General features: G+C 63.2%; 25 protein-coding genes. 11 read left to right on the forward strand and 14 right to left on the reverse strand.

The features are described from left to right. Positions 1-74: 74 nt before the first annotated feature. From AWB75_RS08250 to AWB75_RS08255, 3 genes are all read right to left on the reverse strand, one after another. Entirely contained in the window at positions 75-479 is a 405-nt protein-coding gene (locus tag AWB75_RS08250) for a hypothetical protein (protein WP_061123611.1), read from the reverse strand. 411 nt (positions 480-890) lie between these two features. After that, positions 891-1,049 carry a hypothetical protein gene (locus AWB75_RS37645; protein WP_159462773.1) on the reverse strand — a complete coding sequence of 53 codons (159 nt, stop codon included), beginning with the start codon at positions 1,047-1,049 and terminating at the stop codon, positions 891-893. Further along, complete coding sequence (locus AWB75_RS08255; protein ID WP_061123612.1) at positions 1,043-1,462, reverse strand: hypothetical protein; 420 nt, start codon at positions 1,460-1,462, stop codon at positions 1,043-1,045. The genes AWB75_RS37645 and AWB75_RS08255 overlap by 7 nt, the downstream gene beginning before the upstream one ends. A gap of 279 nt (positions 1,463-1,741) precedes the next feature. On the opposite strand from AWB75_RS08255, the gene AWB75_RS08260 reads away from it, so the two are divergent. The 4 genes from AWB75_RS08260 to AWB75_RS38055 all read left to right on the forward strand — a co-directional run bounded on the left by AWB75_RS08260 (position 1,742) and on the right by AWB75_RS38055 (position 5,864). Next, complete coding sequence (locus AWB75_RS08260; protein WP_061123613.1) at positions 1,742-3,409, forward strand: hypothetical protein; 1,668 nt, start codon at positions 1,742-1,744, stop codon at positions 3,407-3,409. Between the two features lie 107 nt (positions 3,410-3,516). After that, entirely contained in the window at positions 3,517-4,611 is a 1,095-nt protein-coding gene (locus tag AWB75_RS08265) for a TIGR03118 family protein (protein ID WP_061123614.1), read from the forward strand. A 189-nt stretch (positions 4,612-4,800) separates the two neighbouring features. Beyond that, complete coding sequence (locus AWB75_RS08270; RefSeq protein WP_061123615.1) at positions 4,801-5,523, forward strand: pseudouridine synthase; 723 nt, start codon at positions 4,801-4,803, stop codon at positions 5,521-5,523. Positions 5,524-5,687: 164 nt separating this feature from the next. Continuing rightward, on the forward strand, positions 5,688-5,864 hold the full coding sequence (locus AWB75_RS38055; protein ID WP_200822948.1) for a hypothetical protein: 177 nt from the start codon (positions 5,688-5,690) through the stop codon (positions 5,862-5,864). On the opposite strand, the gene AWB75_RS08275 is transcribed toward AWB75_RS38055, so the two are convergent. Further along, complete coding sequence (locus AWB75_RS08275) at positions 5,861-6,988, reverse strand: NAD-dependent epimerase/dehydratase family protein (RefSeq protein ID WP_061123810.1); 1,128 nt, start codon at positions 6,986-6,988, stop codon at positions 5,861-5,863. The two genes, AWB75_RS38055 and AWB75_RS08275, sit on opposite strands and share 4 nt — an antisense overlap. Positions 6,989-7,070: 82 nt before the next feature. Here AWB75_RS08275 and AWB75_RS08280 point away from each other — a divergent pair, with 82 nt between their 5' ends. From AWB75_RS08280 to AWB75_RS08290, 3 genes are all read left to right on the forward strand, one after another. Then, positions 7,071-8,102, forward strand: a complete 1,032-nt coding sequence (locus AWB75_RS08280; RefSeq protein WP_061123616.1) for a CDP-6-deoxy-delta-3,4-glucoseen reductase — start codon at positions 7,071-7,073, stop codon at positions 8,100-8,102. Between the two features lie 273 nt (positions 8,103-8,375). Further along, positions 8,376-9,560: an acetylornithine transaminase gene (locus AWB75_RS08285; RefSeq protein ID WP_061123617.1), complete on the forward strand. Its 1,185-nt coding sequence runs from the start codon at positions 8,376-8,378 to the stop codon at positions 9,558-9,560. Further along, a complete protein-coding gene (locus AWB75_RS08290) occupies positions 9,557-9,979 on the forward strand; it encodes a GNAT family acetyltransferase (RefSeq protein ID WP_061123618.1) in 423 nt (140 codons plus the stop codon). Before AWB75_RS08285 ends, AWB75_RS08290 begins: the two co-directional genes overlap by 4 nt. Before the next feature lie 54 nt (positions 9,980-10,033). On the opposite strand, the gene AWB75_RS08295 is transcribed toward AWB75_RS08290, so the two are convergent. From AWB75_RS08295 to AWB75_RS08325, 7 genes are all read right to left on the reverse strand, one after another. Beyond that, positions 10,034-10,756, reverse strand: coding sequence for an ABC transporter ATP-binding protein (locus AWB75_RS08295; protein WP_014190634.1), 723 nt, complete (start codon positions 10,754-10,756; stop codon positions 10,034-10,036). Beyond that, the gene (locus tag AWB75_RS08300; protein ID WP_014190633.1) at positions 10,757-11,533 is read right to left on the reverse strand and encodes an ABC transporter ATP-binding protein; all 777 of its coding nucleotides are present in this window, start codon (positions 11,531-11,533) and stop codon (positions 10,757-10,759) included. It lies immediately after the preceding gene. Positions 11,534-11,549: 16 nt separating this feature from the next. Beyond that, positions 11,550-12,719, reverse strand: coding sequence for an ABC transporter permease subunit (locus AWB75_RS08305; protein WP_061123619.1), 1,170 nt, complete (start codon positions 12,717-12,719; stop codon positions 11,550-11,552). A 24-nt stretch (positions 12,720-12,743) separates the two neighbouring features. Next, entirely contained in the window at positions 12,744-13,694 is a 951-nt protein-coding gene (locus tag AWB75_RS08310) for a branched-chain amino acid ABC transporter permease (protein WP_061123620.1), read from the reverse strand. Positions 13,695-13,910: 216 nt separating this feature from the next. Further along, positions 13,911-15,131, reverse strand: a complete 1,221-nt coding sequence (locus AWB75_RS08315; RefSeq protein WP_061123811.1) for a branched-chain amino acid ABC transporter substrate-binding protein — start codon at positions 15,129-15,131, stop codon at positions 13,911-13,913. Positions 15,132-15,556: 425 nt separating this feature from the next. Then, positions 15,557-16,519 (reverse strand): 4-hydroxy-3-methylbut-2-enyl diphosphate reductase, encoded by a 963-nt coding sequence (gene ispH, locus AWB75_RS08320; protein WP_061123621.1) that lies wholly within the window; start codon positions 16,517-16,519, stop codon positions 15,557-15,559. Between the two features lie 2 nt (positions 16,520-16,521). Further along, complete coding sequence (locus AWB75_RS08325) at positions 16,522-16,977, reverse strand: FKBP-type peptidyl-prolyl cis-trans isomerase (RefSeq protein ID WP_061123622.1); 456 nt, start codon at positions 16,975-16,977, stop codon at positions 16,522-16,524. 213 nt (positions 16,978-17,190) lie between these two features. On the opposite strand from AWB75_RS08325, the gene radC reads away from it, so the two are divergent. The 4 genes from radC to nadB all read left to right on the forward strand — a co-directional run bounded on the left by radC (position 17,191) and on the right by nadB (position 20,391). Further along, positions 17,191-17,937, forward strand: coding sequence for a RadC family protein (gene radC, locus AWB75_RS08330; protein ID WP_061123623.1), 747 nt, complete (start codon positions 17,191-17,193; stop codon positions 17,935-17,937). Positions 17,938-18,185: 248 nt separating this feature from the next. Then, positions 18,186-18,419, forward strand: a complete 234-nt coding sequence (gene rpmB, locus AWB75_RS08335) for a 50S ribosomal protein L28 (RefSeq protein WP_008351171.1) — start codon at positions 18,186-18,188, stop codon at positions 18,417-18,419. An 11-nt stretch (positions 18,420-18,430) separates the two neighbouring features. Next, positions 18,431-18,598, forward strand: a complete 168-nt coding sequence (gene rpmG / locus AWB75_RS08340; RefSeq protein WP_014190626.1) for a 50S ribosomal protein L33 — start codon at positions 18,431-18,433, stop codon at positions 18,596-18,598. A gap of 194 nt (positions 18,599-18,792) precedes the next feature. Beyond that, entirely contained in the window at positions 18,793-20,391 is a 1,599-nt protein-coding gene (gene nadB / locus AWB75_RS08345; RefSeq protein ID WP_061123624.1) for an L-aspartate oxidase, read from the forward strand. Here the strand turns inward: nadB and nadC are convergent. The 3 genes from nadC to AWB75_RS08360 all read right to left on the reverse strand — a co-directional run bounded on the left by nadC (position 20,388) and on the right by AWB75_RS08360 (position 23,701). After that, positions 20,388-21,251, reverse strand: a complete 864-nt coding sequence (gene nadC / locus AWB75_RS08350) for a carboxylating nicotinate-nucleotide diphosphorylase (protein ID WP_061123625.1) — start codon at positions 21,249-21,251, stop codon at positions 20,388-20,390. The genes nadB and nadC overlap by 4 nt on opposite strands. Further along, the gene (gene nadA / locus AWB75_RS08355; RefSeq protein ID WP_061123626.1) at positions 21,251-22,378 is read right to left on the reverse strand and encodes a quinolinate synthase NadA; all 1,128 of its coding nucleotides are present in this window, start codon (positions 22,376-22,378) and stop codon (positions 21,251-21,253) included. Before nadA ends, nadC begins: the two co-directional genes overlap by 1 nt. Positions 22,379-22,504: 126 nt before the next feature. Continuing rightward, the gene (locus tag AWB75_RS08360; protein WP_061123627.1) at positions 22,505-23,701 is read right to left on the reverse strand and encodes a DesA family fatty acid desaturase; all 1,197 of its coding nucleotides are present in this window, start codon (positions 23,699-23,701) and stop codon (positions 22,505-22,507) included. Positions 23,702-23,888: the final 187 nt, after the last annotated feature.

Here is a 23,888-nt window from a genome sequence, read left to right on the forward strand (position 1 = left end):
CTTGCCTTCGCTTTCCATGCTTCAAATCTCCCGTTACAGCCAAGATCCGAAGTCTCCTACATTTCCGGGGCGGTTCAATTTGCTTCAAGAATGCGTCCTACGCTGTATCTGAAGGCAAAGCCCTTCGGTTCGCTTAATTTTCTCAGTTGCCGATATACCTGATCGACATCCTGTTCGTCGCCGATGCAGCAAACCTTGTTTCTCGGGTTCGGCTTCGCGTGCAGAAATGGCTGCAACTTTCGCCGCGCGCGCTCGTATGCAGGTTGACTACCAAGCCACTCGAGTATTTCGTTGTCTTGTATCAGTGCCGTTATCTTTTCAGAAAGCTGCTGCCTAGCGGATTGAATCAATGTCCGCGCCGGAGTCTCATCGTTCGATAAGAAATCAACATCGTAAAACGAGTCCTGAAGGTGCCGTACATGGCACTGCTCGAACCGGTCGAGATAGCCCTGAAAGGCCTGTTGGGTCGGTATCGTCATGCGTCCCTCACGCACAGCCCTATGGGGAACCGCGCCAGCCGGGTAAGGGTGCCCGGTTTTCGATTGGCCGATCTAGGCGCGGGTTGCTGCTCGTTGTCGTTACGCGGCAACGATTGCGAAGAATTGTAGTTCGGTTCTCGCCGCGCAGGAGTCGGGGAAATCAGGACTCCGTGATGGGAGCCATCAGGGGGGCAGCGCCCCACGTCTGGGGGCACATTTGGGGGCACATTTTCAAACGATCGAGGCACAATCCTTACTGGACGGGCGTTATCTGGTAGTGTTTCATTCCGGCCCTGGCACCAGGTTTTTTCGAAGAAGCCGCTCCTCGTGAGCGGCTTTTTTGTGTTTGGCGGGTGTCTTCGTAGCGTCGTTCAAGGCCTCGCTTAACTAAGAACTCAGCGCGCCGCGCATTCACTCGGCACCCGGACGCTGTTCGGCTTCGTCGGGCGACGCCTCTTCAACGCGCGTCCAAAACCAGTCCACGGCGGGTGGTATAACGAACTTGGCAATCGCGCACGCCAGCACGACAGGCCAATACTCTCTAAAGAATCCCAGCACGAAATTCAGCATATTTCCGTCCTCGCCTTGCTTTCATTCAACCCGATTGAAAAAACGTAGTACACCAAAGCGTCACGCAGCGGATGCAAAGGCAAAATCTCTCTGACATCCTGACTAAACGACGCGACGAGCAAGTATATCCACAGAAGCAAGCCAATCAGAGAGGCGAAAATTCCCATATTCGCGATAAACGTCGCTCGTCTGATTCGTTTTCCCGACGCCCATGAAAATTTGCCGGGCAGCACGGTCAGCGCGATATTGAGGCTGACGCTGGACGCCACCAGCGAAATCGGAAAGAAGTCGTCCCGTCCGGGCTGTTTCCGCGCCACGCGCAAGATATATTCGATCGCGCCCATGAAGAGCGGCAGTCCGACGATCAATTGCCGCGCGGTCGTCTCGAAGCCATTCGATTGCATCGCCATCATCCTTTGATTCCTGACGCCACTGAATGTCGCCGATGACGACACGTGCCGGAAGTCGTCCGAATGGCCAAATTCCCTTCGTCACGCGAATGTGCGCCATCGCGTAGACGCACTTCGGCACGCCGGCAAAAATCGGCCACCATTGGCATTCGGAATCCCGGCGCGCGGAGCATCACGGGGATGCTCGTTCGCGCTGCGCCCGCATTCCGGGTTGCTCGGGACTTTCGATGTCGTGAGCCGCTCACGCAACACATCGGGCCATAACTCCAAGAAGGGGGCGACATGAATCGACCTGAATACTCGCTGTCGCTCGACGCCGTGATCTGCCGCCGCTGCAGCACGGTTTCTCCGATCGAGGAATCTCACTGCCCGTCGTGCGGGGCCGACCGTCAGGGCGCGATTTTCACGAGCAACGCCGATGCAACCGCGGCCGCGCCCATGCCCGCGCCGCTCGACATCCTCGATCTGAGCGACAGTGGCTGGCTGCAGCGCCTCGTGCGCCGCAAGATGCTGACGACTTATCCGAACTTCGTGGAGCCGGGCGATCTGCCGGACGCGCAGCAGCGCAAGCCCGCGCGCACAGGCATTGCGGTGCTGCTGGGCAGTGTCGTCGCGAGCATCGCGGCCGGTGGTTATTTCTATTCGACACTCGACGGCAATCTCGCTCCGGCGACCGCGGAGCCCGGCATCAGTGCGGCGGGCTCGGTCCACGACGGCGCGTCCGGCGCTGAGCAAGCACCGCATGCCGCATTGATCCGATCCAGAGCAGACTCGACGACTGCACATACCGGCGCGCCCGCGTCAACCGACGTGCCTAAAGCGAGCCCCGCACCCGAACTACAGGCGTCCGCTGCGCGCGAAGTTGCGATCGCAGCGCGCTCGACGATTCAAGCCGCGCCGCCTCCGTCGCGCGCCGAGGCTCAGGTCGCGGCGACGGTGTTCGCCGCGCCGGCTGTGCCCGCCCCGGCGAACGTGCCTGCGCACGACATCGCGCCATCCGCAGCGATCGTCGCGACGAAGCCCGCGCCGGCCACGACGACGGGCGCTTCCGTCGTTGCCGCCGCGCCATCGATCAAACAGGCAGCGCCGATCGCGGCATCGGCACAGAGGCCCGAAGCGCGCGAGAGTACGACGCCTCCCGTCGCAGCGAAGCCGATGACGGCACAAACGCCGCAGGAAAGCGCAACGCCGGCGACGGCAAAACCAGTGACACAAGCATCCGCACAAAATCCGACACCGCGCGAAAGCACCACGCTGGTCACGGCCTCTCCCCTCATAGGGCAACCGGCGACACAGGCGCCTGCCGTCGCATCGGTACAAAAGCCGGAACCGCTTGCAAAGCCGATGACGCCAGCACCCGCCGTCGCATCGCAGCAGACAAGCGCCAAAGGCAAGCCGACGACCGCCTCGCTCGAAAAGCCCGCCGCGCCCGCGCCCATAGCCGAGCCCCTTCCCGCAGCCGTCGCGCACAGTATCGCGGCAGTCCAGCAAGCGCTCGCCGGCCGCGATCTCACGTCCGCGCGCCGTCACATGCGCGGCCTCTATGCGAGCCTGCCGCGCAGTCCGGAAATCCAGCAGCTTGCGGCCGATTTGTCGCGTCAGGAACGCGCGCGCGACAGCGCGATGGCAAGCGCGCGCTCATGCGCCGCCAACAAGGACGCCGCCTGCGCATTGCGTCATGCGCGCCGCGCGGTGGCGCTCGACCCGCGCAACGCGCAGGCGCAGTCGACGCTGCGCCGCGCGCTCGCCGTGCAAAACGAGACCAACAGCGAGTACTTCCGTCAGGCCAGCGCGATACCGCAGCCGACTCTCCCGGCGATGACCTTCGACGGCCGCTGGAGCGCCGGCACGCGACACGGTCCGGCGTCCGGCAACAACGACGCGTCGAACGTCACGTTCTTCGGCTGGGGCGTGCCGATCGTCTCCAAAGGCCGCGGCGACGCACACTGAAGCACATCGAAACAACTTGCCGGTTGCGAACGGAATAAGCCCTGCGGCCTATCCGTTTAAAGGTGATGAACAAACTGAGGGCGCGCCGCACCCGAGGAGTCACCATCATGCAAACCGGATTGTGGAGCCGTCTCGTCGCTTGCGCGGCCGTGGTCGTGAGCTTGACGGGCCTCGCCTCGTGCGGCGGCGGTTCGGACGGCAACATGCCCGCGCCGACGCGCTTCAAGATGTCGATCGTCGTATCGGACGGCGCCATCCCCGCGCCGCACACGGACCCGAACCTGAAGAACGGCTGGGGCATCGCGTTCAACCCGGCCGGCTTCGTCTGGGTCGCCAACAACGGCACGCAGACGGCCACGCTCTATGACGGCAACGGCGTCGTGCAATCGCTCGTCGTGTCGATTCCGCCGTCCGCGGCGGGCCCCGCGAATCCGACCGGCATCGTCTTCAACAATGGGCCGGACCTCACGCTCGCGCGCAACGGCAAATCCGGCGTGGCGGCATTCCTCTTCGCGGGCGAAGGCGGCTCGATCACCGCGTGGGCGCCGGCGGTCGACAGGACGCATGCGTTCACCGTCGTCGATTCGAGCGCCTCGGGCGCGATCTACAAGGGACTCGCGATCGCGGCGACCGCATCGGGCGGCCATCGCCTGTATGCGGCCGACTTCCACAACAACAAGATCGATGTGTTCGACGGGACGTTCACGAAGATCGCCGTGCCCGGCGGCTTCACGGATGCGCAGATTCCCGCGGGCTTCGCGCCCTTCGGCATTCAGGCGATCGGCTCGAAGATCTACGTGACCTACGCGAAGCAGGACAGCGACGCCAAGGACAACGTGCCCGGCGCGGGCCAGGGTTTCGTCGACGTGTTCGATCTCGACGGCAATCTCATGCTGCGCCTTGCGCCGAACGGGCCGTTGAACGCGCCGTGGGGCGTCGCGCAGGCGCCGGCCAACTTCGGCACCTTCAGCAACTTCATTCTCGTCGGCAATTTCGGCGACGGCACGATCAACGCGTTCGACCCGAACACCGGCGCGTCCGTCGGCCAGTTGATGAACACGGACGGCACGCCGCTCGTGCAGCGCGGCTTGTGGGGCATCGCGTTCGGCAACAACCTGAGCGCGCAGCCCTCCAACACGCTCTTCTTCGCCGCGGGACCAAACGACGAGGCCGACGGCGTGTACGGCCGCATCGACATGTAGTGAAGCACGCGTCGCTTTTCCCTGGGCGATGACGCCGGCCTGGACGCCTCCTTGTCCGGCTGCGCATCGCCAGCCTGCGCGCCGTCCGCTGTATGGATGGCGCTTTTTTGTCCCCGGCGAGCGAAGGGCTGGCGAGCGCCTGCCAAAAGCGCGGCTTGCTAGAATGCGCGCTTCAACTCCGCTCATCCGATGGACCTCGAAACCCTCCTCTTCTCCCAAGGCTTCGGGTCGCGCCGCCAGTGCCGCGGGATCGTCGCCGAAGGCCGTGTGCGCATCGACGGCGAAGCGCGCGACGATCCGCACGCCGATTTCGCCGTCGCGCCCGGCCTCGAATTCGAAGTCGACGATCATCTCTGGACGTATCGCGAGAAGGCGTATATCGCGCTCAACAAGCCGGCGGGCTACGAATGCTCGCGCGATCCGCAGCATCACCTGAGCGTGTTCCATCTGCTGCCGCCGCAATTGGCCGAGCGCGGCGTGCAGGCCGTAGGCCGGCTCGATCAGGACACGACCGGCCTGCTGCTGCTCTCCGACGACGGCGCGTTCGTTCACGCGTTCACATCGCCCAAGCGCAAGGTGCCGAAGGTTTATCTCGCGACCGTGCGTCATCCGCTCGACGACGGACAGCTCGCGAAACTGCGCGAAGGTGTGCTGCTGCACGGCGAAACGAGGCCGAGCGCCGCACTCGCCGTCGTGCAGCGCGACGAACGTCTGCTCGAACTCACCGTGCTCGAAGGCAAATACCATCAAGTGAAGCGCATGGTCGCGGCCGCCGGCAATCGTGTCGAAAAGCTGCATCGCGAGCAGGTCGGCGGTTACGCGTTGCCCGACACACTAGCCGAAGGGGCATGGCGGTGGCTCGATGAAACCGATCTCGCCGCTCTGCGCGGCGAGTCCGACAGGACGCGGTAACGCGCCGCGCGCGCGCCGCCGTCCGTAGCGGCGGTCATTGAACATGCAAATCCGTGAAAGCCCCTAATTCCGGGCGCTGCGGCGCAGCATGCGTTCCGCCGGCCGTCCTCATATACTGGTCTAACGGATACCAAAAATGACTATCAAAAAAGCAGGAGGGCATCATGGTCTCCCACTCGACCGTTGCGCTGATTGCGTTCGTCGCGCTGAGCGCTGTCCTCATCGGCGTGCTGGCTGCCGTCATGCACGTGCGCCACAAGTATTCGCCTAACCTCATCGGCGCATTGATCGGCGCGCTGATGTGCTTCGTCCTGCTCGAAACGATACCGGCGCTGATCTAGCGCCGCGCGCCGCTGCGCAGGAAATCGTCGACCGTCGGATGGCGCAGCACGTAGCCCAGTTCGCGCTTCAGGCGCGCGTTGGAAAGCCGTCGCGATTCGCGCATGAACGAGAGCGTGATCGGCTCGAGTCGCGTTTGCGCCTCTTTCCGCGTGATGCGCGGCACGCGCGGCAAGCCGTACGCATCGGCCACGCGATCGAAATAATCCGCCATGCGCAGGTCGGTGTCGTCCGATGCGTTGATCGTGCGCTGCGGACGCCCGCGCCAGAGCGCCCGCACGAGGATCGCGGCGAGATCGTCGGCGTGAATATGATTCGTGTAGACATCGTCGGATTCGACGAGCGCCGGCAGCGCCCGCTCGATGCGCGCGAGCGGCAGCCGATTGGCCGCGTAGATTCCCGGAATGCGCGCGATCGACACCCGCCAGCCGCTCGCGACGCCCGCCGCGCGCAACTGATTTTCCGCCGATACACGCCGCCGCGCGCGCTCGTTCTCCGGCCGCGCGGGACGCGTCTCGTCGATCCACGCGCCGCCGCAATCGCCGTAGACGCCCGTCGTACTCGCATAGACGAAGCGCAGGCCGGGGCGAAAGCTGGCCGCGCGAATGCTGGCCGAGAAAGGGCCGTCGGGTACAATGAAAGACGTTTTCGCAAACGAACTCGGGCGTTGACCGTGCCGTTTCAAAGGCGCGCCAGGTGCACGCACGGCATCGCGCAGCGCGTGGCGGGCGCGCAGATTCGCGGCACGCATATAGCCGCGAGCCAGCCGCTGCGCCATGACCGGCGTTTGCGCCGGACGGGCCGCCGAGTGATGCCGGGCGCGCAACGTGGCGATCAGCGCACGCGTGCGGCTATCGGCTGCGCCGTCGCGCGGCGGTGGCGCGAGATGCAGCACGCTCGGCGCAACACCGGCAAGACGCCGCAAGCTGGCGCGAACATCGAGATCGCCGGGAATGGGCGTTGCGCCCGCCGCACGCAACGCGCTCGCGCGCTCCGGATGATGCGTGAGCGCGATCACGCGAGGCGCCGCGGCGCGCGCCTGGAGAAGCGGCAGCGCGCGCATGCCGACATCGCCGCATCCGACGATCAGCACGCGCGCGCGGCGCAGGATTCGAGTGGCGATCATGCCGGTCATTGTATCCGCCGCTTCGGCGAGCGCGCTCGGACGCATCGAGAGACACATTCACCCCATTGCACGACATCGATCTATGGCTTTTAACGTAACGCTCCGGCAAAGCGGCCGGCAGTTTCAAGTGGAACCCGACGAACCGGTGCTGACCGCCGCGCTGCGCCAGGGCATCGGCCTGCCGTATGGCTGCAAGAACGGCGCGTGCGGCTCCTGCAAGGGCGCCGTCGTCAGCGGCGAAGTCGAGCAGGCGCCGCATTCGTCGTCCGCGCTCTCGAACGATGAAAAAACGCGCGGCCTGGCCCTCTTCTGCTGCGCAACCGCGCAGACCGACCTCGAAATCGACGTGCGCGAAGTCGCGGGCGTCGGCGACGTGCAGGTCAAGAAACTGCCGTGCCGCGTGAACGCGCTCGAACGCAAGGCCGACGACGTCATTGAGCTGAAGCTGCAGTTGCCCGCCAACGAGCGCCTGCAGTATTACGCCGGGCAGTACATCGAGTTCATTTTGAAGGACGGCAAGCGCCGCAGCTATTCGATGGCGAGCCCGCCGCATCACGAGGGCCCGCTCGAACTGCATATCCGCCACATGCCGGGCGGCACGTTCACGGATCACGTATTCGGCGCGATGAAAGAGCGCGATATCCTGCGCTTCGAAGGCCCGCTCGGCACGTTCTTCCTGCGCGATGAATCGGAGAAGCCCATCGTGTTGCTCGCGTCCGGCACGGGCTTTGCGCCGATCAAGGCAATCATCGAGCATGCGGTTTTCAAGAATCTGAACCGCCCGATGACGCTGTATTGGGGCGGCCGCCGCGCGAAAGACCTGTACATGATGGATCTCGCCGCTCAATGGGCGAAGGACATCCCGAACTTCAGGTTCGTGCCTGTGCTGTCCGAGCCCGATGCGAGCGACAACTGGACGGGCCGCACGGGCTTCGTTCATCGGGCTGTCATCGAGGATCTGCCAGACTTGAGCGGCTACCAGGTGTACGCATGCGGCGCGCCCGTGATGGTCGAATCCGCGCAACGCGACTTCACGCAACATCATCGGCTGCCGGAAGACGAGTTCTACGCCGATTCGTTCACGAGCGCGGCCGATCTCGCGCATCCGGTCTGACGCGGCATGCACCGTGCGCGCGGAAAAAAGTCCGCGTGCCCGGTTTACATGCAGGAACGTCATAACGTATCCTTCGCGGATGATCCGAATCCTGAACGCACTTCGACGCCGCCGCTCGCCGCTTCCCTAGGGATGCCGCTGGCTCGTCACGCACTTGCGCTCAAAGATTCGGTTTATCGACGCGCATGAAATGAAGCCACGGAAATCCGTGGCTTTTGTTTTTTTCACCGCCCCTTTCCTCCTTCCCGCACTCGCCTCGTGGAGCCCGCAGTCATGAATTTCAATGAGTACCCCGTTGATTCGCTGATGTACATCACGAACCGTCCCGAGATCGTGTTCACGCACGGCAAGGGTTCCTGGCTCTACGACAACACGGGCAAGCGCTATCTCGACTTCATCCAGGGCTGGGCCGTCAATTCGCTCGGCCACTGCAACGAAGGCATGATCGAAGCGCTGGAGAAGCAGGCGCGCACGCTGATCAATCCGTCGCCGGCGTTCTACAACGGTCCGATGGCGCAGCTCGCCGGCCTTCTCACCGCGAACAGCTGTTTCGACAAAGTGTTCTTCGCGAACAGCGGCGCCGAAGCGAACGAAGGCGCGATCAAGCTCGCGCGCAAGTGGGGCAAGAAGTTCAGGAACGGCGCGTACGAAATCATCACGATGGATCACAGCTTCCACGGCCGCACGCTCGCGACGATGTCCGCAAGCGGCAAGACCGGCTGGGACACCATCTATGCGCCGCAAGTGCCGGGCTTCCCGAAGGCCGATCTGAACGACATTGCGTCGGTCGAGAAGCTCATCAACGAGAAGACCGTCGGTGTGATGCTGGAGCCGATTCAGGGCGAAGGCGGCGTGATTCCCGCCACGCGCGAATTCATGCAGCAACTGCGCGCGCTGACGAAGAAGCACAACCTGCTTCTGATCGTCGATGAAGTGCAAAGCGGCTGCGGCCGCGCGGGCACCTTGTTCGCATACGAGCTGTCGGGGATCGAGCCGGACATCATGACACTCGGCAAGGGCATTGGCGGCGGCGTGCCGTTGGCGGCGCTGTTGTCGACGGCGGATGTCGCGTGCTTCGAGGCAGGCGACCAGGGCGGCACCTACAACGGCAATCCGCTGATGACGGCAGTCGGTCATTCGGTGATCTCGCAACTCGTCGCGCCGGGTTTTCTCGAAAGCGTGCGCGAGAAAGGCGACTATCTGAAGCAGGAACTGCTGAAGCTGTCGGACGAGCGCGGCTTCAAGGGCGAGCGCGGCGAAGGCCTGCTGCGCGCATTGCTGCTCGATAGCGACAAGGGTTCGCAGATCGTCGAGAAGGCGCGTCTGATGCAGCCGGATGGCGTGCTGTTGAATGCGGCGCGTCCGAACCTGCTGCGTTTCATGCCCGCCTTGAACGTCACGAAAGACGAGATCGACCAGATGCTCGCGATGCTGCGCTCCGTGCTCGATTCGCTGTGATCATCCGCACCTTCGATGCAGGCGATCGCGACGCCGTGATCGCCCTGTGGCGCGATGTGTTTCCCGAATACGCGGATGCATCGCGGCCGCAGCGCGATCCGGCGCTGTCGATCGACAACAAGATGAAGACGCAGCCGGAACTGTTCTTTGTCGGCGTGCTCGCCGGCGAAGTCATCGGCACGGTGATGGCCGGGTACGACGGGCATCGCGGATGGGTGTATTCGCTTGCCGTCGCTTCGATGTTGCGCGGACGCGGCTACGGCAGCGCGTTGATGCGGCATGCGGAAGTCGCATTGATGAAGCTCGGTTGCCCGAAGGTCAACTTGCAAATCCTGAGCGTCAAGACGGACTTGCGCGGGTTTTATGAAAAGCTCGGCTATCGGATGGATGAGGTCGTGAGTCTGGGGAAGCGGCTTTGATTTAAATGAAAAGGCCGGCTGCAAGAGCCGGCCTTTCATCGACGAGAAGCGCGATTATTCGCCCAGATACGCCGCCCTGACCTTCGGATCATCCAGCATGATCTTCGCGTCGCCGGACATCGTGACCGTGCCCGAATCCATCACATAACCGCGATTCGCCGCCTGCAACGCAAGCCGCGCGTTCTGCTCCACGAGCAGCACCGTCAGCCCTTCCTTCGAGATTTCACGCACCACTTCGAAGATCTTCTCGACCATGATCGGCGAGAGACCCATCGACGGTTCGTCGAGCAAGAGCAGCTTCGGACGCGACAAGAGAGCACGCGCCATCGCCAACATCTGCTGCTCACCGCCCGACAGCGTGCCCGCATACTGCGACGCGCGCTCCTTCAGACGCGGGAAGAAACCGAACATGCGCTCGGTGTCCTTCTGGATGCCGTCCGTGTCGTTGCGCAGATACGCGCCCATCTGCATGTTCTCGAGAATCGACATGCGCGCGAAGATGCCGCGGCCTTCCGGCACCATCGCAAGACCGCGCTTCAGGAGTTCGTGCGTCGGCACGCCCTTGATCGACTGGCCCATGTACTCGATATCGCCGCCCGAGTACGGCTTCAGACCCGTGATGGCTTTCATCGTCGTGGTCTTGCCCGCGCCGTTCGCGCCGATCAGCGTGACGAGTTCGCCTTGTCCAACTTCCAGATCGACACCCTTCACCGCCTGGATGCCGCCGTAATTCACCTGCAGACCTTTGACTTTCAACATCGCATTCATGGTCGCCATTTAGTGCACCCCCGCACCCAGATATGCCTCGATCACCTTCGGGTCCTTCTGCACGTCCTGCGGCAGACCCTCGGCGATCACCTTGCCGTAATCGAGCACCGTCATGCGGTTGCACAATCCCATCACGAGTTTCACGTCGTGTTCGATCAGAAGAATCGTCTTGCCGTCGGAGCGGATCTTGTCGAGCAGACGCGTGAGTTCCACCTTTTCCGTCGCGTTCATGCCGGCGGCGGGTTCGTCGAGCGCGAGCAGCTTCGGATCGGTCGCCAGTGCGCGGGCGATCTCCAGACGGCGCTGATGGCCATACGACAGATTGCGCGACGTGTAATCCGCGTATTGCAGCACGCCGACGTACTCGAGCAGCTCCAGCGCGCGTTCCTTGATCTCGCGCTCCTCACGGCGTTCAGCGGGCGTCTGGAACACCGCGCCGAGCAGACCGTGCTTCGTGCGGACGTGCCGGCCGACCATCACGTTCTCGAGCGCCGTCATGCCGCCGAACAGGCGAATGTTCTGAAACGTGCGCGCGATGCCCGCCTTCGCCACCTGATACACGGCGGTCGGCGTGTAGGCCGTGCCGTCTAGACGGAACTCGCCGGAATCCGGCGTGTAGAGGCCGGTGATCACGTTGAAGAACGTGGTCTTGCCTGCGCCGTTCGGGCCGATCAGCCCGTAAATCGTGCCTTCCTCGATTTCGAGGCCGACATCGGACAATGCCTGCAAGCCGCCGAAGCGCTTGTTGACGCCCTTGACGGAAAGTCGCGTTTGCTTTTGGCTCATTTTCTGTATCCCCCGCTTATGCGCGCACCGGCTTTTTATTGCCGCGCTTCGCGATCTTCGCGATCTTGTCTTCGTGTTTCGCGGCGGGCCACAGGCCTTCCGAGCGATACAGCATGATCAGCACCATCGCCAGGCCGTACAGCAACTGGCGGATGACTTCGGTATCCACGATCTGATGACCGAAGATGGCGTGTTGCAGCGGACCCATCGTCGTGCGCAGGAATTCGGGGAACACGGCGAGCAGCACCGCGCCGAGAATCACGCCCGGAATATGGCCCATGCCGCCCAGCACCACGCACGCCAGTACGACGATCGATTCCCAGAACGTGAACGATTCCGGCGACACGAAGCCCTGGAACGCGCCGAACATCGCGCCGGACAAACCGCCGAACGACGCGCCCATCGCGAACGCGAGCAGCTTCACGTTGCGGGTGTTGATGCCCATCGCCTTCGCGGCGATTTCGTCTTCGCGGATCGCCGCCCACGCGCGGCCGATGCGCGAGTGCTGGAGACGCGTACACACCCAGATCACGAACAACGCGCACAGCACGAACAGGTAGTAATACAAGTACACCGACGGAAATTTGAAGCCGAGAAACTCGTGCGTCTGCGCAAGGCTGAAGTCGCCGACGTGCACCGGAGAGATGCCCGTGATGCCCTTCGGGCCGTTCGTGATGTTGATCGGACGATCGAGGTTGTTCATGAAGATCCGGACGATTTCCCCGAAGCCCAGCGTCACGATCGCGAGATAGTCGCCGCGCAGACGCAGCGTCGGTGCGCCGAGCAGCACGCCGAAGGTCGCCGCGAGCGCCATCGCGATCGGCACGATGATGAAGAACGGGAAGTGGAGTCCGGTCGGCGCGAGCGCCGCGATCCATTCGAATTGCGTCGAAAGCTGCGGCGACGAAAGCAAAGCCGCCGTATAGGCGCCGACCGCGTAGAACGCGATATAGCCCAGGTCGAGCAGGCCGGCGAAGCCGACCACCACGTTCAGGCCCAGCGCGAGCATCACGTACAGCATCGCGAAGTCGAGCACGCGGACCCAGTAGTTGCCGCCCGCGGCGCCGATGACCATCGGCGCGGCAATGACGAACACGGCGGTGAGAATGCCCACGACGAGCGTTTTCGTCATGTTCTTCTCGGGGATGAGCGTCGTGGACGGCTCAATCGGTTGAATCGAAGTCATTTTTATGAGCTCCTCACACAGTCTTTAAGCGCGGTCCGCGACACGTTCGCCGAGCAGACCCGACGGACGGAACACGAGCACGATGATCAGCACGATGAAGGCGAACACGTCCTGATAGTTACTGCCGAAGACGCCGCCCGTCAGGTTGCCGATATAGCCGGCGCCCAACTGTTCGATGAGACCCAGCAACACGCCGCCGACCATCGCGCCGCCCAGGTTGCCGATGCCGCCGAGCACCGCCGCCGTGAACGCCTTGAGGCCGGGAATGAAGCCCATGTAGAAGTGGGCGTTGCCGTATTCCGACGCGATCATCACGCCCGCGAGCGCCGCCAGCGCCGAGCCGATCATGAAGGTCGCGGAAATCACGAAGTTCGGGTTCACGCCCATCAGCGAGGCGTTGGCCGGGTTCTCGGCGATGGCGCGCATCGCGCGGCCGAGCCTGGTCTTGTGCACGAGCAGCAGCAGACCGGCCATCACGATGAACGCAACGACGATGATCACGATTTCGGTCATCGAAATGACGGCGCCCGGACGGGTTTCGTCGGCGGCGATCACGTTGATCGGATCGGTCGGCAGAAGCTGCGGGAAGGCGAGCGGGTTACGGCCCCAGATCATCATCGCGATGGTCTGCAGCAGGATCGACACACCGATCGCGGTGATCAGCGGGGCGAGGCGCGGCGCCTTGCGCAGCGGCCGGTACGCGACTTTTTCGATCGTGTAGCCGACGAGCGCGCAGACGATCGCGGCGATGACGAGCGCGATCGTCAGCATGATCGGTCCGGGTATGCCGGGCGCGTGATTCTGCATGACGCCGATGGCCGACAACGCGACCATCGCGCCGACCATCAGCACGTCGCCGTGCGCAAAGTTGATGATGCCGAGAATGCCGTACACCATCGTATAACCCAACGCGATGATGGCGTAGACGCTGCCAAGCACCAGACCGTTGATGATCTGTTGGATGAAAATATCCATCTAAAGCTCCTTAGCCCCGTGCGTTCGGATAACGCCTTTATCACCGGCCGATAAACCGGTGTGAAGCGAAATCTGAAACGGCACTGCGCGTACTTTTGAAAAACCGGTAAGGGTCAATCGTCCGATCGTCCGCTCGCTGCCGGATGAGGCTGCGGGCGTTTCCCGGACGGATACGAAAACGGCGCTGTCGATTGAGCGCCGCCAGCCTGCTGCTACTTACTGCTTTACGACGTCGAGCACGTCCTTCTTCTTGTCCTTGAAGTCGTAAAGCGTGATGGTGCCCGCCTTCAAATCGCCCTTGTCGTCGAATGCGATGTGCCCGGTCAGACCGTTGTAGTCCGTCGTGGCGATCGCAGCGAGCACCTTGGGCGGTTCGATCGAATTGGCGCGCTTCATTGCGTCGACGATCACGTACATCGCGTCATACGTGAACGGCGCATAAATCTGCACCGGCGCATGAAAGCGTGCTTCGTACTTCTTCTCGAAGTCCGCGCCCTTGTCCATCTTCGAAAGCGCGAGTCCCGCTTCCGAGCAGACGATGTTCTGCACCGCGTCGCCCGCGAGCTCGGCCAGCTTCGCGGTGCAAACGCCGTCGCCCGCGAGAATCTTCGCCTTGATGCCGAGCGCCGCCGCTTCCTTCGCGAACGGGCCGCCCGTCACGTCCATGCCGCCGTACATCACGACATCCGGCTGGATGCGCTTGATCTTGGTCAGGATCGCCTTGAAATTGCGCGCTTTCTCGGTAGTCTGCTCGCGAGCGGCGATTTTCACGCCGCCGGTCTGAACGGACTTCGAGAATTCATCGGCCAGTCCCCGGCCGTAAGCCGATGCGTCGTCCACCACGACGACTTTCTTCGCATGCAGCGTCTTCATCGCGTAGCCGGCCAGCACGGGGCCCTGCAGCGCGTCGGTCGCGACGACGCGAAACGTCGTCTTGTAACCCTGCTTCGTGTACTCCGGGTTCGTCGTCGACGGCGAAATCTCCGCGATGCCCGCATCGCTGTAAATCTTCGACGCCGGAATCGACACGCCCGAGTTCAGGTGGCCGATCACCGCGATCACGTGGTCGTCGACGAGCTTCTGCGCGGCTTCCGTGCCGACGCGCGGATCGGCCGCATCGTCCTGACTGTCGAGCTCGAGGCGGATGGAACGCCCGTCGATCGTCAGACCCTGCGCGCTGATCTCTTCCAGTGCGAGACGCGCGCCGTTTTCATTGTCCTTGCCGAGGTGAGCTTGCAGGCCCGTCAGCGGCGCCACATGACCGATCTTCACGACAGTTGCCTGGCTTGCCGGCGCCGGCGCGGACGCGACCGGCACGGCAGCCGAACTCGCTGCCGATGCTGCCGTATTCGCCCCGCTTTCGTCCTTCTTGCCGCATGCGGTCGTCATTGCAACCGCAGCCGCGATGGACACGGCGTCAGCAAACTTGAATCGCATCAAATAGGTCTCCTGCGGCTCTAAAAACTGTTGTCGCGAAGCCTTCTGGCCTCAAGACGCGCGCATTGTAACGCTAAATATGAGACGGGCAATATTCCGGCGTGGCGGGGTTTTCCAGCATTGCAACCTCGATTTTCCGGCGATTTTTCAGCAAAGGCGCAACTAGGTTGCGCTTCCGTTTTGTGCAGTAGTTGCACCATAACGGGCGCGGGTTTAATCGGCTGAACTTTAGGGTTACGTTTGCGTATCGGAATTAAGGGCAAACCCTGAACGCATTAACGAAAATGCCGGCTGCGACGCACGCCCCAAAGCGGTGCTCACGATTGGTTTCATCTTGCGCGCGAGGGTGCCTCCGGGCGGGTGTGCTATCCCACGCGGTCGAAAAAAAAGCGCCCGGAGGCGCTTTTTCGAAGCATCTGTCTAATTTACTGCGGCAGCGACAACCCGCGCGGCAGCGGAAACGAGATCGTCTCCTCGATGCCTTCGAGCGAGCGCACATTGCGCACGCCGAGCTCGCGCAGCCGTGCGATCACCGCCTGCGCCAGCACTTCCGGCGCCGATGCGCCCGCCGTCACGCCGATGCGTTTCTTGCCCTCGACCCACTTCGGATCGATCTGCGTCGGCGAATCCACCATATAGGAAGGGATGCCGCGCTTCTCGGCCACTTCGCGCAGGCGGCTCGAATTCGAGCTGTTCGGGCTGCCGACGACGATCACGACATCGCACTGCGGCGCGAGGAACTTCACTGCGTCCTGGCGGTTCTGCGTCGCGTAGCAGATGTCCTGCTTCTTCGGCTCCTTGATCTCGGGATACTTGGTCTTGAGCGCGTCGATGATCGCGGAGGCATCGTCGACCGAGAGCGTGGTCTGCGTGACGTACGCGATGCGCTGCGGGTCGGGCAGATCGAGTTTCAGCACGTCCTCGATATCTTCCACGAGATGCATCCCCTCGCCCGACTGGCCCATCGTGCCTTCGACCTCCGGGTGACCCTTGTGGCCGATCATCACGATGTCGAAGCCTTCCTGACGCATCTTCGCCACTTCGATGTGCACCTTGGTCACGAGCGGGCACGTCGCATCGAACACGCGCAGGCCGCGCGCCTCGGCTTCGCCGCGCACCGCCTTCGAGACGCCGTGCGCGCTGAAGATGAGCGTCGCGCCTTCGGGCACGTCGGACAGCTCTTCGATGAAAATCGCGCCCTTCTCGCGCAGGTCCGCGACGACATACGCGTTATGGACGATCTCGTGGCGCACGTAGATGGGCGCGCCGAACAGCTTGATCGCGCGCTCGACGATTTCGATCGCGCGATCGACGCCTGCACAGAACCCGCGCGGCTGCGCGAGCAGGATTTCGACGTCGGTCTGAACTTCGTTGAGGCTTTCAATCATGGTTACAGAATTCCGATGATTTTCACTTCGAAGACGAGCGCCTGGCCCGCGAGCGGGTGGTTGAAATCGAACAGCGCCGCGGTCTCGCCGACTTCCTTCAGCACGCCCGCGTAGCGGCCGCCGCCCGGCGCGTTGAATTCGACGAGATCGCCGGGAGAAAAATCCTCGCCGATCATGCTGTTTTCGCGCAGCGTCGCGAGCGACACCCACTGAACGAGCTCCGGATTGCGCGGCCCGAAAGCCTGATCGGGCGTTAGCTGAAAGGTCGAATGGTGGCCGACCTTCAGGCCCAGCAAAATCTCTTCCAACGGTTCCGCGAGTTGGCCTGCGCCGAGCAGGAGCGTCGCGGGCTTGTCGCTGAACGTGTTGACGATGTCAGCACCATCGGCCAGTGCGAGCCGGTAATGAAGCGTGACGTGCGAACCGGGTTTCACCTCGGAGATATCGATGATGCTCATGAATATTGAATGTGGCCGTTCGTTTGAAGGCGGGATGGACACCCCGCGTGAGGCGGCTCTTCGGCGCGAGGCAGCGAACCGCGCGGCGCCGGTGCGAACCGGACGCCAAAACCGCTATTGTAAGACAGAGTTGTGTCGGGACGTGTCTCGCGGCCGTGTCCTGCGTGCGCTCGCCCGCGCGACAAGACGTCCCGGACGTCCCGGAGGTCCGCAATGAGCGCCGATCTCCGGCTCGTCAAGGCGCCCGCCATGCCCGACGCAGATACTCCCGCGAGCGCGCCCCGTACGCCGATCCACAAATGGGCGCGCGCCGACCGGCCGCGCGAGCGGCTGCTGGACACGGGCCCGGCGTCCCTCTCCGACGCGGAACTCTTCGCTTTGTTCCTGCGCACCGGCGTTTCGGGCGCGTCTGCCGTCGATGTCGCGCGCCAGCTCATGCGCCGCTTCGGGTCGCTGCGCGGCGTGCTGGACGCGTCGGCGATGGAATTGCGCGAGCAGCGTGGCATCGGCCCGGCGCGCGCCGCAACCCTGCTGGCGGTGTCCGAACTGTGCCGTCGCGCGCTCGCCGAAAAAGCGCGCGATCGCGAACTGCTGAACGCGCCGGGCGCCGTCGAGGATTATCTGCGGCTCCTGATCGGCACGCGGCCCTACGAGGTGTTCGTGTGCCTGTATCTGGATGCGCGGCATCAGCTTCTGCACGCCGAGGAGTCCGCGCGCGGCTCGCTCACGCGCGTGGCGGTCTATCCACGCGAGATCGTGCGGCGCGCGCTCACGCTCAACGCGGCTGGGCTCATCGTCTCGCATAATCACCCGTCGGGCGGAGTCGCGCCGAGCGCGAGCGACCGGCAGCTGACGAAGACGCTGCAGGATGCTCTGACGCTCATCGACGTGCGGCTGCTCGATCACATCGTCGTGGCGGCCAACGAGGTGTTCTCGTTTGCGCGCCAGGGCTGGCTCTGACCTACACGCAAGGCCATAAATGGTTTGATATTGCAGCGTTTTTTCTGCTAAACTCCTCGTTTGCTTTTTTCAACCCGCCTGTTCTGAGTGCCGGAGTAACGAACCGGTGAAACAGAGCGCAGTCCTCATTGGCATAACCGTGCTGCCAAATCCCCGATGGGCAAGTCGGGCGAAACGAGGCATCGAAAGAAGGCGTTGCCTTCAATCGAGCGTTCGACTCAGACTTAACGTGTATTAGGAGTGTCCTCATGGCACGCGTATGCCAAGTAACTGGGAAAGGCCCGATGTCGGGCAACAATGTTTCCCACGCAAACAACAAGACCAAGCGTCGTTTCCTGCCGAACCTGCAGAACCGCCGTTTCTTCGTTGAAAGCGAAAATCGCTGGGTCCGTCTGCGCGTCTCGAACGCCGGTCTGCGCCTGATCGACAAGAACGGTATTGACGCCGTGCTCGCAGACCTGCGCGCACGCGGTGAAATCTAAGGAGCACGCACATGGCCAAAGGCGCACGCGACAAGATCAAGCTGGAGTCGACCGCAGGCACGGGTCACTTCTACACGACGACCAAGAACAAGCGCAACATGCCGGAAAAGATGCTGATCAAAAAATTTGATCCGGTCGCCCGCAAGCATGTTGACTACAAGGAAACCAAGATCAAGTAAGCCCACTTGATTTTGAGACCCGCCGAAAGGCGAAGACAGCAAAAAGGCCCCGCAATCGCGGGGCCTTTTGTTTTTCCGCAGCGTTATTTCACACGCTTTGCACACGACCGTGCGGGGGTTTTCACTGTCACCGAATGTTCATGCGGGGTATGCTTGCCGGCTATCGACAAGCATACGGACGGAGAACCGGCAGCATGAATTTCGATGTAGCGATCGTGGGAAGCGGGCTCGCGGGTCTGAGCGTCGCGCTGAATCTGGCTCAGACGCGGCGTGTCGCGATTCTCGCGAAGCGCGCGGCGAGCGTCGGCGCGAGCGATTGGGCGCAAGGCGGCATCGCGGCCGTGCTGGATTCGGCCGATAGCGTCGACAATCACGTCGACGACACGCTCGTCGCGGGCGGCGGCCTGTGCGACGAGGCGGCGACGCGCTTCATCGTCGAGAACGGGCGCGCGGCGATCGAATGGCTCATCGACGAAGGCGTGCCCTTCACGCGCGATGTCTCCGCCGAACTCGGCTTCCACCTGACGCGCGAAGGCGGCCATAGCCATCGCCGGATCATTCACGCGGCGGACGCCACTGGCCACGCGGTCGTCACGACGCTCGCCGAGCGCGTGCGCAACCATCCGAACATCACCGTACTCGAGGATCACGTCGCGATCGATCTGATCACGTCCGATCGCCTCGGGCTGCCCGGCCATCGCTGTCACGGGCTGTACGCGCTCGACCTGGGCACGGGCCGCACCGTGACCATTCAGGCGCCGCATACCGTGCTCGCGACAGGCGGCGCGGGCAAGGTCTATCTCTATACGACGAACCCCGACACCGCGACCGGCGACGGCATCGCGATGGCGTGGCGCGCGGGCTGCCGCGTCGCGAACATGGAGTTCATCCAGTTTCATCCCACATGCCTGTTTCATCCGTACGCGAAGTCGTTCCTCATCTCCGAGGCCGTGCGCGGCGAAGGCGGCATCCTGCGCCTGCCGGACGGCACGCGCTTCATGCCCGCGCACGACGAGCGGGCCGAGCTCGCACCACGCGATATCGTCGCGCGCGCGATCGACTTCGAGATCAAGAAGCGCGGCATCGATTGCGTCTATCTCGACATCAGCCACCAGCCGCGCGCCTTCCTCGAAGAGCACTTCCCGACGATCCTCGCGCGTTGCCGCGAATTCGGCATCGATATCGCGAAGGAGCCGATCCCGGTCGTCCCCGCCGCGCATTACACGTGCGGCGGCGTCGTCACGGACCTCGCGGGGCGCACGGATCGGCCGGGGCTGTACGCGGTCGGCGAGACGTCGTACACGGGACTGCACGGCGCGAACCGGCTCGCGAGCAACTCGCTGCTCGAATGTCTCGTGATCGGCCGCGCGGCGGCGCAGGCCATCGAAGCGGACGGTTTCTCGAACGGCTGTCACGCCGAACTGCCGGATTGGGACGAAAGCCGCGTGTCCGATCCCGACGAAGAAGTGGTCGTCGCGCACAACTGGGACGAACTGCGGCGCCTGATGTGGAATTACGTGGGCATCGTCCGTACGGACAAGCGCCTCGCGCGCGCGCAACATCGCATCGCTCTTTTGCGCGACGAGATCCACGAGTACTACGCAAACTTCAAGGTGAGCCGCGATCTGCTGGAACTGCGCAATCTCGTCGATGTAGCGTCGCTGATCGTGGAGAGCGCGTGCTCGCGGCGCGAGAGCCGCGGACTGCACTACAGCCGCGACTGGCCCGGAACCTTGCCGAAGGCGCTGCCGACGGTGCTCATGCCACCGGCCGCGCGCCGCCGCGCCGTTTAAAGCAGACGCATCGAGAAATCGGTCGCGCGCACGTCCTTCGTGAGCGCGCCGATGGAAATGCGGTCCACGCCGGTTTCCGCAATGGCGCGCACCGTGTCGAAATTCACGCCGCCGGAAACTTCCAGCAATGCGCGACCAGCCGTGATGCGCACGGCGTCGCGCATCATGTCGAGCGTGAAGTTGTCGAGCAGGATCGATTCCGCGCGCGAGCCGAGCGCCGTTTCGAGCTGCTCCAGCGTTTCCACTTCGGTCTGTATCGGCACGCCAGCATCCAGCGCGAGCGCCGCGCCCATCGCCGCGGCCACGCCGCCCGCCGCCGCGATGTGATTTTCCTTGATCAGAATGCCGTCGTAGAGCGCGAGCCGCTGGTTCGCGCCGCCGCCCACGCGCACTGCGTACTTCTGCGCGAGCCGCAGGCCCGGCAACGTCTTGCGCGTGTCGAGGATGCGCGCGCGCGTGCCTTCGATCGCGTCGACATAGCGGCGCGTCGCGGTCGCGACACCGGACAGCAATTGCAGAAAATTGAGGCCGTTGCGCTCGGCCGTCAGCAGCGAGCGCGCCGGGCCGTGCAGCAGCACGACCGGCGCGTTCGCCGCCACGCGCTCGCCTTCGCGATATTGCCATTCGACCTTGATCGACGGATCGACGCGGCGCATGACCTCGTCGAACCACGGCACGCCGCACAGCACGGCTTCCTCACGCACGATGATCCGCGCCGTGCGCCGCGCATCGGCGGGCACGAGACGGCCAGTGACATCGCCGCTGCCGACGTCTTCGTTCAGTGCGTCCTCGACATTGCGCGCGAGCGCCGCATCGAACGCTTCGCCGTACTGGGCGCGGACTTCTTCGAAGAGTGACATCACGCCGCCCCCACGTTCGTGAACAACGTCGCGTCTTTCGCGAGATCGCCGCTCGTCCGCACGCGCTTCTTGTGACGCGCCGCGAAGTCGAGCATGCGGTCGATCGGCACGCGCGCGCGCAGCCCGATGGCCGGATCGACGTGAATTTCGTTGTGCCCGCGTTCGAGCGCGTCGGCGAGATTGGCGAGGCCGTTCATTGCCATCCACGGGCAGTGCGCGCAGCTTTTGCAAGTCGCGCTGTTGCCGGCGGTCGGCGCTTCGATGAACGTCTTGCCCGGCGCGGCGAGCCGCATCTTGTGCAGAATGCCGAGATCCGTCGCGACGATGAAGCGCTTCGCGTCGAGCTTCACAGCGGCGTCGATGAGTTGCGTGGTCGATCCGACCACATCCGCGAGCGCGACGACCCCTTCGGGCGATTCGGGATGCACGAGAATTTTCGCGCCGGGGTACTCGTTACGCAGAAGATCGAGCTCGATGCCCTTGAATTCGTCGTGGACGAGACACGAGCCCTGCCACAGCAGCATGTCCGCGCCGGTCTTCTTCTGGATGTAACCGCCCAGGTGACGGTCCGGCGCCCACAGGATCTTCTCGCCGCGCGCGTGAAGATCGGCGACGATCTCGAGACCGATCGACGATGTGACCATCCAGTCCGCACGCGCCTTCACCGCCGCGCTCGTGTTCGCGTACACGACGACCGTGCGGTCTGGATGCGCATCGCAGAACGCGGAGAACTCGTCGACGGGGCAGCCCAGGTCGAGCGAGCAGGTCGCATCGAGATCGGGCATCAGCACGCGTTTGTCCGGGCTCAGGATCTTCGCCGTCTCGCCCATGAAGCGCACACCCGCGACGACCAGCGTCCTCGCTGCGTGATCGCGGCCGAAGCGCGCCATTTCGAGCGAATCGGCGACGCAGCCGCCGGTTTCGTCGGCGAGTTCCTGGAGTTCGGCATCGACATAATAGTGAGCGACCAGAACCGCCTTTTCCCGCTGCAATAACGCGCGAATGCGCTCTTTGAGCGCTCGCCGCTCTTCCGGCGATGGCGCCTGCGGCACGCGCGCCCACGCCTCGCCCACTCCACACGTCAGGCCTATCGGCCGGTCGTACTCGACGCTTCTGATCGCTTCCATGTCCCTGTCCCCTGCTTGCTGCTCAAGCAAAACGAAATGCGAAATGCGAAAATCCGTCGCCCAAAAACAAAGACCCCGCCAGAGCGGGGTCTTGTGACGTCCTTGAATTTTAACGGATTACGCGCGTCAGGCGTAGCGGCGCAGACGCAGCGCGAAATCCTGCAACGCTTTGATGCCGCTCGCTTCCGCGCGATGACACCAGTCCTGCAATTGCGTGACCAGTTGCTCGCGCGATGCGTTGGAGCGATCCCACATCGACGACAGGTCCTTGCGCAGCTCGATGAACGTGCGCAGCTTCTGGTTATCCGAAGTGAGTTCCGGCAGTTGCTTGAGCTGCGGCTCGTTCAGGCCGTCTTCGTCCTTGTGGAACCACTTGCGCGCGCCGCGCATCAATTGGTACTTCTCGCGCGCGCCCGCTTCCTTCAGCTTTGACAGTTCCTGCGCGTAGGCGTGCTTGAGCGCCTTGCCGTAACGCGCCATGACTTCGTAGCGGTTCGCCAGCACGGCCTGCAGCGTGTCCTGATCCACGACCGCCTTGCTTGCGGCGAGCTTCGGCGTCGGCGCAACCTTCTTCACCTTCGCGAGGCCGACCATCGACATCAGGCGGATGTACATCCAGCCGATGTCGAACTCGTACCACTTGCTCGAAAGTTTCGCGGACGTCGCGAACGTGTGGTGGTTGTTATGCAGCTCTTCGCCGCCGATCAGGATGCCGAGCGGGAAGATGTTCGTCGAGGCATCCGACGAGTTGAAGTTGCGATAACCCCACCAGTGCGCGAGACCGTTGACGACGCCCGCCGCCCAGAACGGAATCCAGATCATCTGCACGGCCCACACCGACAGACCGACGATGCCGAACAGCGCGACGTCGATGACCATCATGACGCTGATGCCAAGGATCGGATAACGCGTGTAAACGTTGCGTTCCATCCAGTCGTTCGGCGTGCCGTGACTGAACTTGCGCATCGTTTCTTCGTTTTTCGCTTCCGTGCGATAAAGCTCCGCGCCTTCGAGCAGCACCTTCCAGATGCCGCGCGTCTGCGGGCTATGCGGATCTTCCTCGGTTTCACACTTGGCGTGATGCTTCCGATGGATGGCCGCCCACTGGCCGGTCAGCATGCCGGTGGTCATCCACAGCCAGAAGCGGAAGAAATGAGCCGCGACGGGATGCAGGTCCAGCGCGCGATGCGCCTGGCAACGGTGAAGATAAATCGTGACGCCGGCGATGGTGACGTGCGTCATCGCGAGCGTGAACAGCAGAATCTGCCACCAGGAAAGGTCGAGCAATCCGTTAGCGAGAAATTCGAGCGAAGAATTCAGCAAGGCGTTTTACCTGTATAGCTGTGAAATTCGGGAAAAATGGCCGGCCTGACCGACCTCGAACGACGTGTTGCGCGCATGAAAGGTCTATGCGCAAGTTCGATCGCATTCTACTGCATGCGTTCCAAGTCGTTGTCCTAAAGGTGAAATTTTTTGAATCGTAGCAAAACGAGGAAAAACTCACGCCTCG

The organism is Caballeronia catudaia, assembly GCF_001544755.2.
Taxonomy (GTDB): domain Bacteria; phylum Pseudomonadota; class Gammaproteobacteria; order Burkholderiales; family Burkholderiaceae; genus Caballeronia; species Caballeronia catudaia.

Bases quoted from the DNA above. Each gene is read 5' to 3' on its own strand.
- nadC (WP_061123625.1), bottom strand. From the start codon at position 21,251: ATGTCACTCTTCGAAGAAGTCCGCGCCCAGTACGGCGAAGCGTTCGAT.
- AWB75_RS08250 (WP_061123611.1), bottom strand. From the start codon at position 479: ATGACGATACCGACCCAACAGGCCTTTCAGGGCTATCTCGACCGGTTC.
- AWB75_RS38055 (WP_200822948.1), top strand. From the start codon at position 5,688: ATGGTCTCCCACTCGACCGTTGCGCTGATTGCGTTCGTCGCGCTGAGC.
- AWB75_RS08315 (WP_061123811.1), bottom strand. From the start codon at position 15,131: ATGCGATTCAAGTTTGCTGACGCCGTGTCCATCGCGGCTGCGGTTGCA.
- AWB75_RS08285 (WP_061123617.1), top strand. From the start codon at position 8,376: ATGAATTTCAATGAGTACCCCGTTGATTCGCTGATGTACATCACGAAC.
- rpmG (WP_014190626.1), top strand. From the start codon at position 18,431: ATGGCCAAAGGCGCACGCGACAAGATCAAGCTGGAGTCGACCGCAGGC.
- AWB75_RS08310 (WP_061123620.1), bottom strand. From the start codon at position 13,694: ATGGATATTTTCATCCAACAGATCATCAACGGTCTGGTGCTTGGCAGC.
- AWB75_RS08260 (WP_061123613.1), top strand. From the start codon at position 1,742: ATGAATCGACCTGAATACTCGCTGTCGCTCGACGCCGTGATCTGCCGC.
- ispH (WP_061123621.1), bottom strand. From the start codon at position 16,519: ATGATTGAAAGCCTCAACGAAGTTCAGACCGACGTCGAAATCCTGCTC.
- AWB75_RS08255 (WP_061123612.1), bottom strand. From the start codon at position 1,462: ATGATGGCGATGCAATCGAATGGCTTCGAGACGACCGCGCGGCAATTG.
- AWB75_RS08300 (WP_014190633.1), bottom strand. From the start codon at position 11,533: ATGAGCCAAAAGCAAACGCGACTTTCCGTCAAGGGCGTCAACAAGCGC.
- AWB75_RS37645 (WP_159462773.1), bottom strand. From the start codon at position 1,049: ATGCTGAATTTCGTGCTGGGATTCTTTAGAGAGTATTGGCCTGTCGTG.
- nadB (WP_061123624.1), top strand. From the start codon at position 18,793: ATGAATTTCGATGTAGCGATCGTGGGAAGCGGGCTCGCGGGTCTGAGC.
- AWB75_RS08295 (WP_014190634.1), bottom strand. From the start codon at position 10,756: ATGGCGACCATGAATGCGATGTTGAAAGTCAAAGGTCTGCAGGTGAAT.
- AWB75_RS08305 (WP_061123619.1), bottom strand. From the start codon at position 12,719: ATGACTTCGATTCAACCGATTGAGCCGTCCACGACGCTCATCCCCGAG.
- AWB75_RS08275 (WP_061123810.1), bottom strand. From the start codon at position 6,988: ATGATCGCCACTCGAATCCTGCGCCGCGCGCGCGTGCTGATCGTCGGA.
- radC (WP_061123623.1), top strand. From the start codon at position 17,191: ATGAGCGCCGATCTCCGGCTCGTCAAGGCGCCCGCCATGCCCGACGCA.
- AWB75_RS08325 (WP_061123622.1), bottom strand. From the start codon at position 16,977: ATGAGCATCATCGATATCTCCGAGGTGAAACCCGGTTCGCACGTCACG.
- rpmB (WP_008351171.1), top strand. From the start codon at position 18,186: ATGGCACGCGTATGCCAAGTAACTGGGAAAGGCCCGATGTCGGGCAAC.
- AWB75_RS08270 (WP_061123615.1), top strand. From the start codon at position 4,801: ATGGACCTCGAAACCCTCCTCTTCTCCCAAGGCTTCGGGTCGCGCCGC.
- AWB75_RS08265 (WP_061123614.1), top strand. From the start codon at position 3,517: ATGCAAACCGGATTGTGGAGCCGTCTCGTCGCTTGCGCGGCCGTGGTC.
- AWB75_RS08280 (WP_061123616.1), top strand. From the start codon at position 7,071: ATGGCTTTTAACGTAACGCTCCGGCAAAGCGGCCGGCAGTTTCAAGTG.
- nadA (WP_061123626.1), bottom strand. From the start codon at position 22,378: ATGGAAGCGATCAGAAGCGTCGAGTACGACCGGCCGATAGGCCTGACG.